The 16502-nt window shown below is 53.1% G+C and carries 18 protein-coding genes and 2 riboswitches; of the genes, 5 read left to right on the forward strand and 13 right to left on the reverse strand.

What is annotated here, in order from left to right; genetic code table 11:
* Positions 1–66: 66 nt before the first annotated feature.
* Complete coding sequence (locus HGBM_RS09045; protein ID WP_019120777.1) at positions 67–396, reverse strand: helix-turn-helix domain-containing protein; 330 nt, start codon at positions 394–396, stop codon at positions 67–69.
* 106 nt (positions 397–502) lie between these two features.
* On the reverse strand, positions 503–1027 hold the full coding sequence (locus tag HGBM_RS09050; protein WP_019120778.1) for a MarR family winged helix-turn-helix transcriptional regulator: 525 nt from the start codon (positions 1025–1027) through the stop codon (positions 503–505).
* Between the two features lie 186 nt (positions 1028–1213).
* Here HGBM_RS09050 and HGBM_RS09055 point away from each other — a divergent pair, with 186 nt between their 5' ends.
* Positions 1214–1642 (forward strand): DUF1885 family protein, encoded by a 429-nt coding sequence (locus HGBM_RS09055; protein WP_019120779.1) that lies wholly within the window; start codon positions 1214–1216, stop codon positions 1640–1642.
* A gap of 179 nt (positions 1643–1821) precedes the next feature.
* Here the strand turns inward: HGBM_RS09055 and HGBM_RS09060 are convergent, their stop codons facing one another.
* The 6 genes from HGBM_RS09060 to corA form a co-directional block, all read right to left on the reverse strand.
* Positions 1822–2187 carry a DUF4912 domain-containing protein gene (locus tag HGBM_RS09060; protein WP_019120780.1) on the reverse strand — a complete coding sequence of 122 codons (366 nt, stop codon included), beginning with the start codon at positions 2185–2187 and terminating at the stop codon, positions 1822–1824.
* Positions 2188–2317: 130 nt separating this feature from the next.
* Positions 2318–2908 carry a hypothetical protein gene (locus tag HGBM_RS09065; protein ID WP_019120781.1) on the reverse strand — a complete coding sequence of 197 codons (591 nt, stop codon included), beginning with the start codon at positions 2906–2908 and terminating at the stop codon, positions 2318–2320.
* Between the two features lie 348 nt (positions 2909–3256).
* Complete coding sequence (locus HGBM_RS09070; RefSeq protein ID WP_019120782.1) at positions 3257–4390, reverse strand: N-acetyldiaminopimelate deacetylase; 1134 nt, start codon at positions 4388–4390, stop codon at positions 3257–3259.
* Positions 4391–4406: 16 nt separating this feature from the next.
* Positions 4407–5606: an aspartate aminotransferase family protein gene (locus tag HGBM_RS09075; RefSeq protein ID WP_019120783.1), complete on the reverse strand. Its 1200-nt coding sequence runs from the start codon at positions 5604–5606 to the stop codon at positions 4407–4409.
* Positions 5607–5672: 66 nt separating this feature from the next.
* Positions 5673–6383, reverse strand: coding sequence for a 2,3,4,5-tetrahydropyridine-2,6-dicarboxylate N-acetyltransferase (gene dapD / locus HGBM_RS09080; RefSeq protein WP_019120784.1), 711 nt, complete (start codon positions 6381–6383; stop codon positions 5673–5675).
* Positions 6384–6490: 107 nt separating this feature from the next.
* A riboswitch (Lysine riboswitch) is annotated at positions 6491–6675 on the reverse strand.
* A gap of 71 nt (positions 6676–6746) precedes the next feature.
* A complete protein-coding gene (corA, locus tag HGBM_RS09090) occupies positions 6747–7703 on the reverse strand; it encodes a magnesium/cobalt transporter CorA (protein WP_026074291.1) in 957 nt (318 codons plus the stop codon).
* 209 nt (positions 7704–7912) lie between these two features.
* Here corA and HGBM_RS09095 point away from each other — a divergent pair, with 209 nt between their 5' ends.
* Positions 7913–8209 (forward strand): DUF5658 family protein, encoded by a 297-nt coding sequence (locus HGBM_RS09095; protein WP_019120787.1) that lies wholly within the window; start codon positions 7913–7915, stop codon positions 8207–8209.
* A 50-nt stretch (positions 8210–8259) separates the two neighbouring features.
* On the opposite strand, the gene trpB is transcribed toward HGBM_RS09095, so the two are convergent.
* Together trpB and thiT are read right to left on the reverse strand one after the other, a co-directional pair.
* Entirely contained in the window at positions 8260–9420 is a 1161-nt protein-coding gene (gene trpB / locus HGBM_RS09100) for a tryptophan synthase subunit beta (protein WP_019120788.1), read from the reverse strand.
* 417 nt (positions 9421–9837) lie between these two features.
* Positions 9838–10386 carry an energy-coupled thiamine transporter ThiT gene (gene thiT, locus HGBM_RS09110; RefSeq protein ID WP_019120790.1) on the reverse strand — a complete coding sequence of 183 codons (549 nt, stop codon included), beginning with the start codon at positions 10384–10386 and terminating at the stop codon, positions 9838–9840.
* Between the two features lie 170 nt (positions 10387–10556).
* Positions 10557–10667, reverse strand: a riboswitch (TPP riboswitch).
* A gap of 141 nt (positions 10668–10808) precedes the next feature.
* Between thiT and HGBM_RS09115 the strand changes: the two genes are divergently transcribed.
* Complete coding sequence (locus tag HGBM_RS09115; protein ID WP_019120791.1) at positions 10809–11132, forward strand: hypothetical protein; 324 nt, start codon at positions 10809–10811, stop codon at positions 11130–11132.
* A 40-nt stretch (positions 11133–11172) separates the two neighbouring features.
* Here the strand turns inward: HGBM_RS09115 and HGBM_RS09120 are convergent, their stop codons facing one another.
* Entirely contained in the window at positions 11173–11433 is a 261-nt protein-coding gene (locus HGBM_RS09120) for a hypothetical protein (protein WP_019120792.1), read from the reverse strand.
* Positions 11434–11684: 251 nt separating this feature from the next.
* On the opposite strand from HGBM_RS09120, the gene HGBM_RS09125 reads away from it, so the two are divergent.
* The gene (locus HGBM_RS09125; RefSeq protein WP_019120793.1) at positions 11685–13478 is read left to right on the forward strand and encodes a CocE/NonD family hydrolase; all 1794 of its coding nucleotides are present in this window, start codon (positions 11685–11687) and stop codon (positions 13476–13478) included.
* 25 nt (positions 13479–13503) lie between these two features.
* Here the strand turns inward: HGBM_RS09125 and HGBM_RS27065 are convergent, their stop codons facing one another.
* Together HGBM_RS27065 and HGBM_RS09135 are read right to left on the reverse strand one after the other, a co-directional pair.
* Entirely contained in the window at positions 13504–14898 is a 1395-nt protein-coding gene (locus HGBM_RS27065; RefSeq protein ID WP_019120794.1) for a M56 family metallopeptidase, read from the reverse strand.
* A gap of 1 nt (position 14899) precedes the next feature.
* Entirely contained in the window at positions 14900–15277 is a 378-nt protein-coding gene (locus HGBM_RS09135) for a BlaI/MecI/CopY family transcriptional regulator (protein WP_019120795.1), read from the reverse strand.
* Between the two features lie 230 nt (positions 15278–15507).
* On the opposite strand from HGBM_RS09135, the gene HGBM_RS27070 reads away from it, so the two are divergent.
* Positions 15508–16502, forward strand: a 995-nt coding sequence (locus HGBM_RS27070) for an MFS transporter (protein ID WP_019120796.1), incomplete at its 3' end; no start/stop codon positions are given.

Raw genomic sequence — 16502 nt, forward strand, 5'->3', positions numbered from 1 at the left:
GGTAATAATATCCGCTGCGCGAGATCTGGAGAAAGCGGCACAACTGCGTGACCGGGTACTGTTCCTTCAACGCTTCCACGACCTGGCGTTTCTCTTGGACACCTCCTTGCTCAAGATGGCTAACCACTTTTTTAGGACCATATTCTCCATTTCCAAACGCTTTACATAGCGGTATTCCTCCGTTTGCTTACGGTGAGGGTTCCCCCTGCGATCTTCAAATACACGATCCCCTTCCTCACGATATTTCCTCATCCACTTTTTTACTCGTTCGGCGTCATGGATACCCAGATGCCGGGTGATTTCTCGGTATGTCCACTTTTCCTCAAGATGTAATCGAATGGCTTCACGCTTCACACTTTCCGGATAGTGGTGGAACTTTTGTCCTTTGATTGCCATAAAAATGCACCCCCTAGAATTACATCGGATTTCCCTAGGGGTTTTTCCAATGTCTATTCTAAGGGGTGCACTTTAGACTTGGACGATGGTGTGTTTGGGCGCTCTTTTAAAACGAGGAGTTGGAAGCGACAGGCAAGCGGTCTTCGCTCTCCTGGATCCAGCGAACCTTATCGGCCCCATGAAGGGTTTGCGCGAGAAAGGTCAGGCATTCAAAGAACAGCTCCAGCACGACGGGACTGTACCGTTCCTTTAAACGCTCCAGCGCAGCCGCAAGCCGAAAAAGATCTGGCACGTTTTGCCGGCTTTGTTCGATCACCCGTTTGCCGACCAGCGTCGGGTACACATTGACGACGCGACCGTCCAGATCCGACTTCTCAATCGTCACCAGGCCTTTATCCATCAGCTTCTTGATGTGGATGACGATCGAAGACGGATGCCAGAATGTCCACTCGGCAATCTGCGTGACCCGAACCCCTTCGTAACAGTAAATAATCCACAAGATATTCAATTGAACGGATGAATCCAGATGGGCTGCTTTGGCTGCCCGTTCCCAATCCTCTTTATTGACAACAGAAATTGCCCGCAACGTATTCAATGCTTCGTACACTTGCCTGACCGATGCCTCCTGCATGCAGCGTATCCCCCCAGTCGTTTTTTCTCTGTAGCCGAATAAATATTGTTTATTATTGTACACTTTTCTGAAAACATCCGCAATTATTTTCCCAAACAACTAATTTTGTTGTCAAAGATAGACAGAAAATGCTACACTTAACCATAATGTATGTACGATAGACCAGGTATGGGAGTGAACGTAAAAGTGAATCTGCAGTCAGCCTATATATACTTAGTGGAAGGCTCCGCCGTTCAACAAGCGACACTCGCCGATGTGAAGCAAAAGCTTCAGCACTACATCGATATGACCAAAAAAACGGGACAGCAGTTGGGCTGGTGGTACAGCGAAGCCGCTTTTCCCTACACAATAGAAGATGCCGAGGACGAGAATGGCGCCTGGCTCTTATTAAAAGGCCAGGACCCAAAGCTTTACCGATCGATCATCATCGGGGTGGGGAAGAAAGCGGTTCAAGACGGTGAACGGCATTACATCCAAGTCACCCTCCCGCCGGTTGCAACACACGGTGACAAGAGCAAGGCGAATGAATTTTGCCGCTTTTTAGCCCGCGCCTTTAAAGGCGAACTGGTGTTGTTCAACGGCCGAGTGCAGTACTTCCAACCTCGCAAACCCTAGCGGCCCGAATTCACCTGCCGCACAAAGCAAGCATCACATTCCGCGCGCAACGGAAGACAGTTTCGCCGGACTTTTCATACGATTTCGACAAGGCTGCCGAAGACAACACTTGCGGATACGCCTTTTCTTTTTTGCGAAAAAAAACAGGCCCTGTCACGGGCCTCTGCCTTGGTATGTTGTTACGAAATAACTTCAGAACGTGTCAGCGAATAGAATCTTCCATCAACCATACGTATACCTAGATCGACGCAGTACATCAACCCTTCGAGGACACCGTAGAGAACCCATTCAGACGAGCGGTGATTGATGTCAAAGTCCGTGTACACATCCATACCGTCATTTCTGATCTCATCACGATCCGTCAAATCGTAAAGCCTCAAGACGAATGGCAATTCAGCGTAAGGTATGGAAAACTTCTCCTCGATCTCCTGCTGAAACTTCTCTGTCAAGTGCCAGGTCGCTAAGAGTGATTGTTCATCTTTCCTGGATATGCGTATACTCGGGCCGTCAACATCAGTAGATGACCGCGCGGGATCTGTCTTCATTCGCTCCCATCTTTCCTTTCCAATGAAAACTTACTTTGTGATTTTGTACAGCTTGCATCTTATTATATCATGGAGCTGCGAAAAATGAAATCGCGTACATCTACCTGCGTATCCGGCAGAGGCGAATGGCCTACCTGCCGACGGTAAAGGTGTTTTCTCCGACCTTCACAAAGGCGGAATTCTTATCCCGTTTCATCAAAACCTGGACTTTATACGTTCCGTACTGATCCAGCTTTGTTGAGATGAACGGCTCGGAAAAGTAAAAGCTGGTTTCGCTGCGAGTCGAGAAGGTTCGCTGGTCTCCGCTGGTAATCACTTTGCCGTTAGGACCAACGAGGACCACCTTGAGAACCAGTTCTTTTGAGACAGGTGCGTTGTCGATCTCTACAAAGACGCCAAAACTGCGGGGAACGTCTTTATCCGTCCAATTTTTGACCGGATTGCTCAAGATGACGTCCCGGCTGCGCTTCTGCACTCCTTCCAAGACCAAGACGTTGACAGCCGGCTTCTCCACTTCCAATTTTCCCGAATCCCGGTCGTAATTGGAAAATGCGCCCAAACGATCCACGATCTCCTGCACCGAGCTGACACTCGACGCCCCCAATTCCACTCCCACCTGTTCGCCGCCGACCGACACCTTGACGATTCCGTCACCGTTGGCAGCCGTCGAGACGCCCGCAATCATGAGAGCCATTAGAATAGGTATTACTTTCTTCTTCATGTAGCAATCCTCCAGTAAAATTTCCGTAACATAAGTCCTCTATTTTTTTCCCAACTGTTTAGACGCAAAAAAATGCAAATAGTTGTGGTCACTTCGAGATTTTTTTCAACAAAATCCACAGTATCCACAGGGCAGGAAAAGCGGGTTTGCGAAAGTTTTGCACAGGATTTGTGGATAACTTAGGTACAAGTCGGAATATTGCATCGTTTTTTACGTTGGAGGACATTGTCCGTGGAGACCGAGAAAAATGGGCTCGCTCCATTTTTCCCGGTCTCTCCGCCTTCCTCTCAAAAAAACATAAAACAGGCCCGCAGTGCAACTGCAGTCCTGTCTCTTTCACAAGCAGTTTTATACGGATGTACCTGACTTCCACGTAAAATAGTCACATATGAGCCGAATCGCCACTTCAATGGCTTGTTCGTTCGGTTCGAGCTTGGCGTGGTGCAAACCGTATGGAGTATCCACTCCGAGCCAGAACAGAAATCCGGGTATTTCTTCGAGGAAAAAGCCAAAATCCTCCGCGGTCATCGCCGGGGGGCACTCGATTAGCTCAAGGCCGGGCCGCTGCTTCGCCCAGTCCATAAACTTCCTGGTGAGTGCCGGATCATTATACACCTGCCGGTAGCCTGAACCGTAATCAATCGCGGCCTCGCACGCAAAGCCGACTTCAATCCCCTTGAGCAGAGCCTCAATGCGGGACTGTACCTGCTGCAGCGACTCTTTGGAAAAGGTGCGGATGGTTCCCTCAAGCCGGGCGGCTTCCGCGATGATGTTCTGCTTGGTGCCGCCGGTGATCTTGCCGACTGTTACGACCGCAGAGTCGAGCGGATCGACATTGCGGGCGACGACGGTCTGCAGTTGGGTCACCAGATGGCTGGCCGCGACGACCATGTCATTCGCCTTGTGGGGATACGCGGCGTGGCCGCCCTTTCCTTTGAGATCAATAAAGAGCTCCGCCGTATTGGCGAACAGGATGCCTTCACGGGTCGCCACTGTGCCAACCGGGTATTCGGGTGCGATATGCAGTGCAAAAATCTGATCGGGCCGCCACTTTTGGAACACCTCGCTGTTCATCATCGGCAGGGCGCCCCCCGGCCCTTCTTCCGCCGGTTGGAAGACGAACAGCAGATCGTCGGCGATCGGCTCGTGAACAAAGTGGGTTAAGACGCCGAGGGCAATTGCCATGTGCATGTCGTGGCCGCAGGCGTGCATGTAGCCGGGATGAGTCGAGTGGAATGGATAGCTGGTCTCTTCTGCAATCGGCAGCCCGTCCATGTCCGTCCGCCATGCGAGCGTGCGGGAAGGATTGGTTCCCTTCACTTTTGCCAGAATCCCGGTGCGCCACGTCTCGATTTCCATCCGCTCTTGCGGGAGCGACCGCAAATAGTTGAGCAGGTACGCCTGCGTCTTCACTTCCTGAAAGCCCGGTTCGGGAATTCGATGCAGGTCCCGGCGTATTTGGACAAACGGTTGAACCGTCATGGGAATGCTCCTCCCTCTAGGAAAGCTTTGCTGTGATCTCGGCCAGCGCCTCGGCAAACCGGTCTGCTTCCACGGGCGTCAAGGTAAGCGGCGGCAAGAGCCGGACAATCGTCTTCTGGGTCACGTCGACCAGGATGCCGGCTGCAAGCAGTTCACCCTGGATCCGGCTGACCTGTTCGGCGGCGAGCTTCATCTGCAGGCCCAGCATCATGCCCTTGCCGCGAATCTCTGCAAAACAGGCCGGATTGTCTTCGACCAGCCGGGACAGCCGCTCCCGCAGGTAGGCGGCCGTCTGATTGGACTGCTCCATGAAGGTGGGCTCCAAAATGACGTCCAATACCGCGTTGCCAAGCGCCGCACTAAGCGGTGACGGGGCAAACGTCGTGCCGTGATCGCCTGGTCCGAACAGATCCATCAAGCGTTCCCCGGCGATCACCCCGCCGAGCGGCAAGCCGCCGCCCACCCCTTTGGCAAACAAGATCAGATCAGGGGCAATGCCGGCGTGCTGGTAGGCAAACAGCTTTCCCGTCCGCCCCATGCCGGTCTGGATTTCATCGATGCAAAAAAGCGTGCCGTTTTCCCGGCAGAGCCGCTCCACCTCTTGCAGATACGACTCCGAAAGCGTAATGATGCCGCCGGAACCGAGGATCGGCTCCATCAGCACGGCTGCCGGCCGTTCGCGCTCGAACACCGCCACAAGCTCGTCCACGTCTTGCGCCTCTATTTCAAACACGGGAAAAGCCGGGCTGGGGTAGTCCTGGTACACGTGCGCCTGGCGGGTAAGCCGGAGTGCTCCGAGCGTCCGGCCGTGAAAGCTGTTTTTCAGCACGACGACGCCCGAACGGCCGTTTGCTTCGCGAACCGTCCACTTGTGAATCAGCTTGATCGCCGCCTCTGTCGCTTCCGCTCCGGAATTGCCGAAAAAGACCTTCCCCTTGATCGAATGCTCCACCAACCGCTGAGCCAAGCGAATCGCTGGTGGATTTAAAAAGACATTGGAGATGTGCAAAAACTTTTCGCCTTGTTCTCGCAAAGCGCTGACGATCGCCGGATGGGAATGTCCCAGCACGTTGACCGCCAGTCCGGTAAACAAGTCCAGATACGCCTTTCCCTCTACGTCGTACAGGTAGTTTCCCTCGCCTTTCGCGATCGCGATCGGCAGGCGTTTATAGGTGGACATGAGATACTGCTGGTCCAATGAACGCCAGTCATCCACGGTGACGCCCTCCTTCTGGGGTATGCCCCAGTTTCATTCTGTTTGTATCGCCGAATAGGAATTTCCTTACAGTTGGCGCAATTCCTGTTTGATTTCTGTCTTTGACTTGGTTTTATCGTCGATCTTCTTGATGATCCGGGCAGGAATTCCCGCGACGACGACACCCGGCGGCACATCGTCAATGACGACTGCTCCGGCAGCGACGACAGAGCCTTTGCCGACGCGCACACCCTCCAAAATCACGGCGTTGGCCCCGACCACGACATCGTCTTCGACGATCACGGGAGTGGCAGAAGGCGGCTCTACTACACCGGCGATAACTGCTCCCGCACCGATGTGGCAGTTTTTCCCGATCGTGCCGCGGCCGCCGACGACGACGTTCATATCGATCATCGTGCCTTCGCCGATCACCGCTCCGATATTGATCACCGCACCCATCATGATGACGGCATTGTTGCCGATCGACACCTGATCGCGAATGATCGCTCCCGGCTCAATCCGGGCCTGAACATCCTTCATATCAAGCAGCGGAATGGCCGAATTGCGGCGGTCGTTCTCCACGACGTAATCTTCGATTTGCTCTTTGTGCTGCTCCAAAGCCGGCTGGATCTCCTTCCATTCGCCGAACAGCACGCCGATGTTATTGCTGATAAACGCCTTGGTATTGGCGCCAAAGTCGATCCCTTCCAGGTTTCCTTTTACGTGAACCTTGACCGGGGTCTTCTTTTCACTCTTCTGAATAAAAGCGATGATTTCATGTGCATCCATCATTTTCACTGGTATTGGCCTCCCATTTGCTGTCTGGATACCGTCACAAAGGCGATTTTGCGAACAAAAAAAGCAATGAGCGGGTCGCATCTCATTGCACTCTCTTGCCCTGGCAAATGATCAATAGCGCTCCACGAAAGATCCTCTTTCATGACAGGACGTCCATTATTCACGGACATCCCAGCCTCAGTTTGAATGGGGCAAACAAAAGCTTCGGCGCATTGGCCTTTTTTCCCTTCCGGAACCCCCATCTTTCCAAACGGAAAGGAGTACTGATCCGCTGCGCACCTCTATTTATCATGACGGTATTGAGTTGATTTTTACTCTACCAGATTTCACGCGAACAGACAACTGTATATTGTTTACCGCCGCCTACTCCTCCTCGTTAAACCACCCCTTCTTCTTGAACCAGGCGATCATCAGGATGGAGATAGCCGCCATCAACCCTTGGACGATAAAATACCCGTAATGCCACTCCAATTCCGGCATGTACTTGAAATTCATCCCGTAAATGCCCGCAATGAAAGTCAGCGGCATAAAGATGGTCGTGATCACGGTCAGCGTCGTCATGATCGCATTCGTGCGGTTGGTGCTGATCGACATGTAGCTGTCCCGCAGATCAGAAGTCATCTCCCGGTTCCGCTCGATCATCTCGCTCAGTTTCAGCAGGTGGTCGTGAATATCGGCCAGGTAGAAGCGATGCTCCTCCAGCCCTTCCAAATGCGTGGAATTCAGCATGCGGTAGACCAGATCGCGCATGGGAAAAATCGAATGGCGAACTTTCAGGAGGTCGTTGCGGATTTGAAATACCCGATCAAGCCTTCGGCGCAGGGACTTGGCTTCCCCGTGTTCCCCCAGAAGGGCGAGCCTGTCTTCCATTTGATCGACAATCGGAAAGTAAAAATCGACCAGCTTGTCAATGATCGTGGAGGCGACGTGCATCGTGGTTTGGATCAGCTCGCCCTTCGCCGGCAAGTGGCCCCACACCTCATCGATCTCCTGCAGCGGGGCTTTGTGGTAAGAGACAATGTATTTCTCCGCCACAAACAGATCGACCTCCACGGCGTCCAGCGTCTCCCGATTTAGCGCGTGCAGCACGAAAAAATGGTAGTCGGCAAAATGATCCAGCTTCGGCCGCTGGATAAAGTACAGGCAATCCTCAATGCTGAGCGGATGAAAGTGAAAATAAGACCGCAGCAAATCTGACTCCTGTTCACTCGGTTCGCTGAAATCCACCCAATACCACAAGATATCTTCGGCAGATAACTGTTCGAGGGAAAGATCGGTCACAAAGCGGTGATCCGTCGTCAGCGCCTGGATTCTCAACACGGGCTGTTTCACATCCTTTGTCTTCAGGTTCATTCGACCAACGGGTTTCAAAATCAGTCTGCCCGTTTCGGCAAAGGCTATCAGTCCGTTTTGCACCGTTTTTGAGAAACAATCATTTTACAATTTTCCGAACGCAGCCCGCGATTTCCCTCCGTGCCGGCCTCTTGGGGTATAATGGGTTATCCAATCATAAAACCCGGGGAGAACACATGAAGTACATAATCTTGGCTCTGCTTAATCTGTTCGACGGCGTCTTCACATACTTCGGCGTTTTACACGGTCTGATTATCGAGACAAACCCGTTTATGAAACAACTGCTCCTGTTTCACCCTGAGTCATTTTTACTCTTAAAAATCCTGGTCAGCCTGTTTATCGCTCTCACCGGCATTATGTTCAACCCGCTCCAACACAACCGCCTGTGGAACCTGTGCCTGTCGGCAATCTGTGCCATCTACACTGTCATCTTCGCGATTCACCTCTACTGGTTGTTTCTTCTTCTTCGCTAGACACGAAAAGACCCGCCTCGATGAAGGGGCGGGTCTTGGATTTGTTTCTTCTATTTTAACATCTGGAAGACTTGCTCTACGTCTTTGTCGCCTCTGCCGGAGAGGTTCACGATGAGAATCTGATCCCGGTTCATCGTCGGGGCCAGTTTCAACGCGTAGGCGACGGCATGGGAGCTTTCCAGGGCCGGGATGATGCCCTCTGTTTTCGACAGGATCTGAAATGCCTCGAGCACTTCCTCGTTCGTCACCGTATAGTACTCGGCACGACCGGTTTCCTTCAAATAGCTGTGTTCCGGACCGATGCCAGGATAATCGAGGCCGGCGGCGATGGAGTAGGTCGGCTGCGGATTTCCTTCCTCGTCGAGCAGCACCAGGCATTTGAAGCCGTGGATGACTGCCGGCACTCCTTTGGTCAGGGTGGCCGCCTGGTCGGGTTCGACGCCGATCAAGCGCACGCACGCTTCCTCAATGTAGTGGGCAAAGGCGCCGATGGCATTGCTTCCGCCCCCTACGCAGGCAATGACAGCATCAGGCAGACGGCCTTCTTTTTCAAGGATCTGCCGCTTCGATTCTTCGCTGATAATCGCCTGAAAGTGCTTGACCATCGTCGGGAACGGATGCGGTCCCACTGCGGAGCCGAGCAGGTAGAACGTATTCCGATAGTTTTGCACCAAATCGCCCAGGGCCTCGTCTACTGCATCTTTCAGCCTGCCCTGTCCCTTGGAGACGGGAACTACCTTCGCTCCCAAGAGCTCCATTCTGAAGACATTCAGCGCCTGCCGTTTGGTATCTTCCGCTCCCATGTAGATCGTGCAATCCATGCCAAACATCGCACAGGCGGTCGCAGTTGCTACTCCGTGCTGGCCCGCGCCCGTTTCGGCGATGACTCGCTTGGCTCCCATCCGTTTGGCCAGCAAAATTTGTCCGATCACGTTGTTGATTTTATGGGCACCGGTATGGTTTAAATCTTCCCTTTTCAGGTAAATTTTCGCACCGTTGCATTTTTCCGTCAGATTTCTCGCGTACGTAAGGGGATTTTCCCTGCCGACGTATTCCTTTAAATAGTACAAGTACTCCTGTTTAAACTCCGGATCGTCCTTGTACTTCTCGAATTGCTCGGCCAAATAGTCCAAAACCTCTTTCAATTCGGGCGGGACAAAGCTTCCTCCAAACTGGCCGAAGTACCCCGGTTCAAACTCTGCTGTACTCATGTGTATCTCCTCCTCTGCTCTTCTCTGCTCTGCTTGGGGCAGTGCATTTACAACCTACAATACAATCGCCTGGATCAATTGTCAATGAGGCTGACGCAGTCGCGGGAAAAAAACGCTCCTCATCTTTTTTGGTTTGAGAACATTGTGGTGCCGGAAGAAAAAAATGGGCTCGCTTCGTTCGCGGCACGCCTGCAGGGAAGCGGAACTGGCTGTCTGCACTCCAAAAAACGGCACGTCGACCAAAAATGACGGGGAGTATGTCAACTCCAGAATTTGGTCGACAAGCGTGTGCCGTTTTTTCCGTTCCGACTGGGTTGGCGTTGCCAAGGCCGGCCTCGCTCCATTTTTTTCTTCCTTCTCGTGCCTTCTTCCCGGGATAAATAACCAGCCCTGACGGCAGGGCTGGTTGAGCTTGTTTTAACGGCTGAGGTGGGCCAGCTGCGGCGCTTTTTTCACCAGCAGTGTAAGCACGATGCCGGTAATGATGTATTCCGGCAGGATGTAAGACAGATTGTACAGGAAAGAATAGACGGCTGCCGACATGCCTTCCGGAGCGTAGGAGCCAAACCAGACCACACCTGAGGTAAAATGGCATAAAAAGCGGACGGTTACGGCCATCAGCAAGCTTAGCCAGATTTTCACGGTTTGATTGGCGCCAGACAGCCAATTTGCCGAGCGGGCCAAACCGACCAAGCCGATCGAGGTATAGGCAAGCGGATAATCCAGAATAAACTGGATCGGATGAACGACGTATCCCCCGATCAGATGGTCCAACTCACCGACGATCAGGCCTGTGAGCAAGCCCGCTGCCAGCCCCCTGCGCAGCGCCACTATCACAATCGGAAGCATGATCAAAGATATGGAACCGCCCTGCGGCATCTGAAAAATTTTAATCATGCCAAGTACATACGCCAATGCCGCCATAATGGCGATCTCCGCCATGATTGTCAATCGTTGCGTATTCATCTCATCCCCTCCGTATGTTCATTCTCACTTCTGTTACCCAAGCGAAAAAAAGAAAAACTCCCCCCCTTCATCGATGATCCGATGTGCGGAGGAAGTGTCGATTACGAGCATACAGGTACGAAAAAAACCGTTGTGGAAGCAACGGTCTTCACATACGAGTCGACAAAACAGGTGCGATGTATGCAAATCCCTCCGCTGGCATTATCCAGATCAGGTAAAACGGTCGATAACGAGTCAGTTATCCTCTCAGCCTGGTTTCCCAAGCTCCCGCATCTATTGGTTACGGCATCATCATATCAGATCTACATGAGATGTTCAAGACAAATGAACTGCGCAAAAGGTTGTTTACCCAAACGCCAGGAAGGGAAAGGAACTGGGTAATTGGTCCCAGAGATTAGGACAGATAGGAGTAGAAGACAACTATGGCAAAAGTAGTGGTAAATCCGGTAACCGTCAAGAAAAACATCATCAAAGGACTTCTTGAGCTGATCGATTCCGTGCCTGACAGCGACGATTCTGCCGCCGTAAAACAACTCATTTCCTACTTGAATGGTCTGCTGAGAATCAACGTGGTCACTCCGCCTACGACGGAAATCATGAGCATCATTAAACATGAGAAGCCGACGCTCTACCACGCCACCCGCCGTTCGCTGACTTCCACCAGCCATTTGAGCATGCTGTTTCAGATTGACATGAGCCCGGACTTGGCAGCAGAAAGGTTGCAGCAATACCAAAAAGGCAACTGAACGAAGCCCGTCTCCTCCGTGTCGAGACGGGCTTTTTGTCTCACATCCGGTCGTCTTCCCATCGCTTCGCGTATACCTCGGCCGCATCAGCGGCCTGATCCCGTGTCTTTGGTTCGTTTGCAAAGGCGGCTGCCGATTGATCCAGCAGCCACTCCCGGACGGGATCTTCGTTTGCATCTGAATCGACCTCCGTCTCCGCGTCGTCTTCCGCCTGTTCAGTTATGTAGGGAGTGTCCATATTCTGTCTGATCGTCAGGATGTTCACCTGCTGATCATCGCGGTGTTCCTCTGGTTTTTTCATCTTTGCTTCCGCCTTGTCTGCATTTTCTATACTGGTACTATCTCCCGGCAGATCTGATCGTATGCATGCCGGGGAATTGCCCGGGCCAGGGGCAAAGCAACACGCCAGGAATGTGAATTTTTCGTCTATTTCTTCCCAAAAGGAGTTGCTCCATCAGGGAAGAATTACTTCAGTGGGCCTGGCAGCAAAACGACAGGTTAGAGGCGTTCCTTACGGTTATGTTATCGATAGGATCATTTGGAGGGTTTCACTTGCGGAAACGATATCTATCCCTTTTGCTCATGTTGGCGTTGGGTTTGCTGCTCCTGGGATATACCCCTCACGCTGGCAGTGCCAAGGCTGCGGCCGCCGGCTCAAAGGGGCAGGGGACCGAGCAGCGGAATTGGGTGACCGGTCCCGAAAAACCGCCGATTTCCATGGAGCGCTACAGAGTAACGGTTCAAGAGAATGTCACCATTCCGATGCGCGACGGCGTCCACTTGAAAGGCCGCCTGTATTTGCCCCAGAAGCACGGTCCATTCCCTACGCTGGTGATGCTGAACGGTTATGGACATGACAGCCGTACCGGCCGGCAGATGGATCATCTGCCTTTTGAGATGGCGCAGCGCGGGTATGCGGCTTTGCACGTGACCATGCGCGGAACTCCGCCGTCGGAAGGGGAGAAAAACCTCTACAATAAATTTGGAACAGACGGCTACGATGTGATCGAGTGGGCCGCCGAACAGACGTGGAGCAACGGCAACGTGGGAACGATCGGCGCGTCCCTCTTGGGGATCAACCAATGGCTTGCGGCCAAGGAGCTTCCTCCCCACCTGCGGGCAATCGCCCCGGAGATTGCTTGTACGGATTGCTACGACACGCTGTGGTATCCGGGCGGGATGCTGCCGGGACCGGGAAGAGCAGCCCGCGGCAACCCGGAGTACACCTCGGCCGTCCAGCATCGAAATTTCGACAGATGGTGGCGGGAGCGCACCGTACTCGCCGAGGATCTTCAAGCGATGGCCGACCACGGCATTGCCGCGCTGATCTCAGGCGGATGGAACGATTACATCACCCCGGGCAACGTGAAAGCTTTCGCGGAATACAGCACCATGAACGGCAGCAGCAAGCTCATCATCGGGCCAGAGGCCCATACCTCGATCAAGTCGCTTCTCCCTTACAGTTACCGAAATTACCAGCAGCTCTGGTTCGACCACTACCTGCTCGGGCTGGATAACGGAATCGACCTGGAGGATCCGGTGCTCATCTATGTGCAGGGACCCAATCAATGGCGGTTTGAGAAAGCCTGGCCGATCCCAGATGCCAATCTGGAAACCTTGTATCTGAGCCAGAAGCGGAGCGGGACTGCCAAAAGCTTGAATGACGGCTCACTTGCAGTCAATCAACCCACGGAGAAAAAGTCGGTCGCCAGGTACAGCTATTCTCCCGTTTCGGGTCCTCTCCTGCCTGCGATGCGGAGCAACGACAACGGGATTACGCGAGCGGATCAACGCCCGTATGAAGCAAAAACGCTAACCTGGACCACGGATGCGCTGTCTGTGCCTACGGAAGTGACAGGCACATTGAAATTTACCTTCTGGGCTGCGGCCAATGCAAAGGATACGGACTTTGTCATACAAATCACAGACGTAGCGCCAGGCGGAGAGTCCAAACAGGTTACAACCGGCTACCTGAATGCCCCCCGGGCGAAGTCGCGCTCTCATCCGGTGCCGCTCACTCCGGGAAAAATCGAACAGTATCAGATCGAAACCTTGCCCACGTCGTACGTCTTCGCAGCCGGGCACCGGATTCGTCTAAGCATTGCAGGCGGGAGCAAGGCGCTGCCTCACCAGATCGCTCCCCAGGGTCCAGGCCTCAATCCCACTCCGGCTACCGTGACGATCTACCAGGATGCCTATCATCCGTCGAACCTGGAGATCCCGGTGATCGGCACCCATTTGAAGAGCCAATTTCAAAACCCGACCGCTCAGAAGTGGACCAGCTTTTTCGAACATTTGAAGGCGCTCATGCAGCGCAATGACAACAAACCAGTCGTGCGCCAATGAAGGCGTCCGGCTGATTTGTTGCTGATTAGACAAGCGGTCCGAAATTCTTATCCAGCTTTAAGAGAAATCTGACGACGTCTTTCGCATGATTTTTGACGTAGACGCGGTAATCTCCATCCTCGGGAACCGTAATCGTAACGGTCCCCGTACCGGTTGCAATCCGCTGACTGTAGACTTTCTTTGTGGAGACGGACATGATCCCGATTTCAAGTTCCCCTTCCTGCTCGCATTCTACAGACCACGTAACCGTCTCGCCTTTGGCCCATGCCGCCCTGCCAAAATTGTTTTCTTGTCCCGCAGCCAACCATACAGACAAATCCCTGCCGTTCGACGAGCTGATTCCGCCTCCCTCCCGGGCTGCTCCCTCGGACGATTGAGACGGGGCGGTTTCCGCTTTTGACTGATCCGGTACCGGAGCAAAGGCAGGCCCGACAGGCTTGCCAGCGGAACTGACAGCAAATGCCGCTCCTGTCCCGATTGTGGCGATCAGTGCGATGCCCAGGATCACGATGCCAGACTTCTTTTTCGTTGTGTCCATGATGGAAAACAGGCGAGTCCTCATCCCTCTCCTCCCTTCGTAAAAGTTGGTTGATAAAGACGTTTGCCGCCCGGTTTGGTTTCTGACGACGGCGATGATCGTTTCCCCGTAACGCTTGCGATGTGCAAAGCCCATACCCTGCAGTACCTGTTCATCACAAGCGATTTCCCCCTGCGCTGCAATCGCTTTTGACATCAAATATACAACCGGATTGAACCAGTGGACGGCAGTCGCCAGCAAAACCAATGCCTTGTACCAGAGGTCGTTTCTCTTCACATGAACAAGTTCATGCCTTAGAATGAACGCCAGCTCATCAGAACGAAATGGAACGGGCGGCAGCAGGATGACAGGTCTGAAAAAGCCAACCAACATGGGGGTTGTAATCCCCGGACAAATCCTGATATGTACTTGGCGAACGACCTTCATTTCGGCTTTTACCGCGCGGAAAACGCCCGCTGCCTTAAAATCAGTCACATCCTCACTCCAGCGATTGACCAGTTTCATAAAGCGCCAATGCCGCCTGACATGAAGAGCCAAGACGACGATCATGCCGATCAACCATACGCCTGCTGTCACCCGCCACAGAGCTTCAGGCGAACCCCAGCCTGTTTCATGCCCGACAACCATCGGCATCAGACGCTTGCCTGCCTCTATCGGCTCCGTAAGCATGACCGGCATAGCGGGCAGTTTCACGGAGAAAAACGCTGAATCGAAATGCGGCCGAAAAGGGAAGATCCACCCTGTCACGACCGCCAGCCAAATATAATACAGCCACTTTGCAGCATAACGTTTGGACATAAGCGGCGTCACAGCCATATAGGCCAGGGATACGACCGACATGCCAACCGAGCATTCCAACACGGCTTTGAAAAATGCTTCCATGTCACTCCCTCTTCTCTCTCAGCCATTTGCTCAACTCATCCAGGTCCTCATCCTTCAATTTTTTGCCGTCATAGAGTGCGGCAACCAAGCTTGTAAAAGAGTTTTCGTGAAACCTTTCGATAAAGTCTCCGGTTTCAAACTGAACATACTCCTCCTTGTCCACAAGCGGAAAATACGTACGTTCTTTCCCGTTTTTTTCTGTCCGCAGAAACCCCCGCTCCACCAACCGCGACAGCAGCGTAATAATCGTCTGGGCTTTCCATTCCTTTTCCCTTCCCAACTGTTCCATGATGATGTTCGTCGTGATGGGAGGTTGATTGGCCCAGACCACTTTCATAATCTCAAACTCGGCATCAGGAAGCTTCCTCAGCTTTTTCAAGACATCACCTTCATTTTCTACAATCGTCTACAATTATTCTACAAATGTCTTACATGGTTGTCAACCGCAGACAATATCAATTGTTCGCATCTTCATGAACATGCGACCAAGTCAGAGACGAGTCGGCAAAAAAATAGGGCGGCCACCCAGGATGTAATGCAAATCCCGGACTGCCGCTCTTACTATTCCGTCCATTCAACATATTCCTTGCTTGTCGAAGAGATGCATCAGTGCCCGGGCGATCCCGATCCGCTGGCGCTCGGGTGGGCAATCGCCTGCCGACTCTGCTGGGATTGCTCGGTTTGTGCGAGTGTTTGGCCCTCCCGTACTTTTTTTCATCGCTCCGGTCCCTCTGCCTGTCCCAGTTGATCGTGGGAATCGCTTATATCTTCATCAATGTCCCGCTGCAAAACATCCTGGGTCAGACAGCAACCCCGCAGAATCGGGACCACTATTTCGGCGTGTTCTCCATGTTCGTCGCTTTGGCCGGGGTGATCGGCCCCGCCATAGGGGGGTACATCGTCGAGCACCTGTCCTATTCGTCCGTTTTTCTTGCCGCTGTCATCGCGGGTGTGATTCCATTTGCTGCGGCATGCCGCCTCCCTGAAGCTGCAAACCCGTCCAAGAAGGCGGCACCAAAAGAAACCAGTTCGCTGGCGCTGCTGAAAACTCCTTCCTTGCGAAAGGCCTTGGTCTCCAGCGCCTTGGTGCTGTATTCCCGGGACATCTTTGTCGCTTATTTTCCCTTGATCGCATTAAACTTTGGCCTTCCCACGTCAGCGATCGGCTGGATTATCGCCATCCAAGGCATGACGATGATGGCCGTGCGCTTTTTGCTTGACAAGCTGACGAGTTCGTTCGGACGGAATCAGGTGCTGTTCTGCTCCATACTCGTCGCGGGATTCTCCTTTCTCATCGTTCCGCTGACCGCTCATGTCTATCTGTTGGGTCTGATCAGCGCTGTGATGGGAGCGGGTCTCGGCTGCGGGCAGCCGCTGTCCATGACGACGGCCTGCAATGCCTCACCGCCGGCGAGAACAGGTGAGGTTCTGGGGCTCCGCCTGGCTACCAACCGCCTTTCGCAGCTTCTTGCTCCGATGCTGTTCGGGTTGATCGGCACATGGGCAGGCATCGTGTCCATCTTTTACGTAAGCGGCGCCTTCCTCGTCGGCGGCACCCTTTTTCACCCAGACGAGATCGACCGGCGAAAACAGCCGCCACTGGA

It is taken from the genome of Brevibacillus massiliensis (genome assembly GCF_000311785.1).
Classification (GTDB): Bacteria; Bacillota; Bacilli; order Brevibacillales; family Brevibacillaceae; genus Brevibacillus_C; species Brevibacillus_C massiliensis.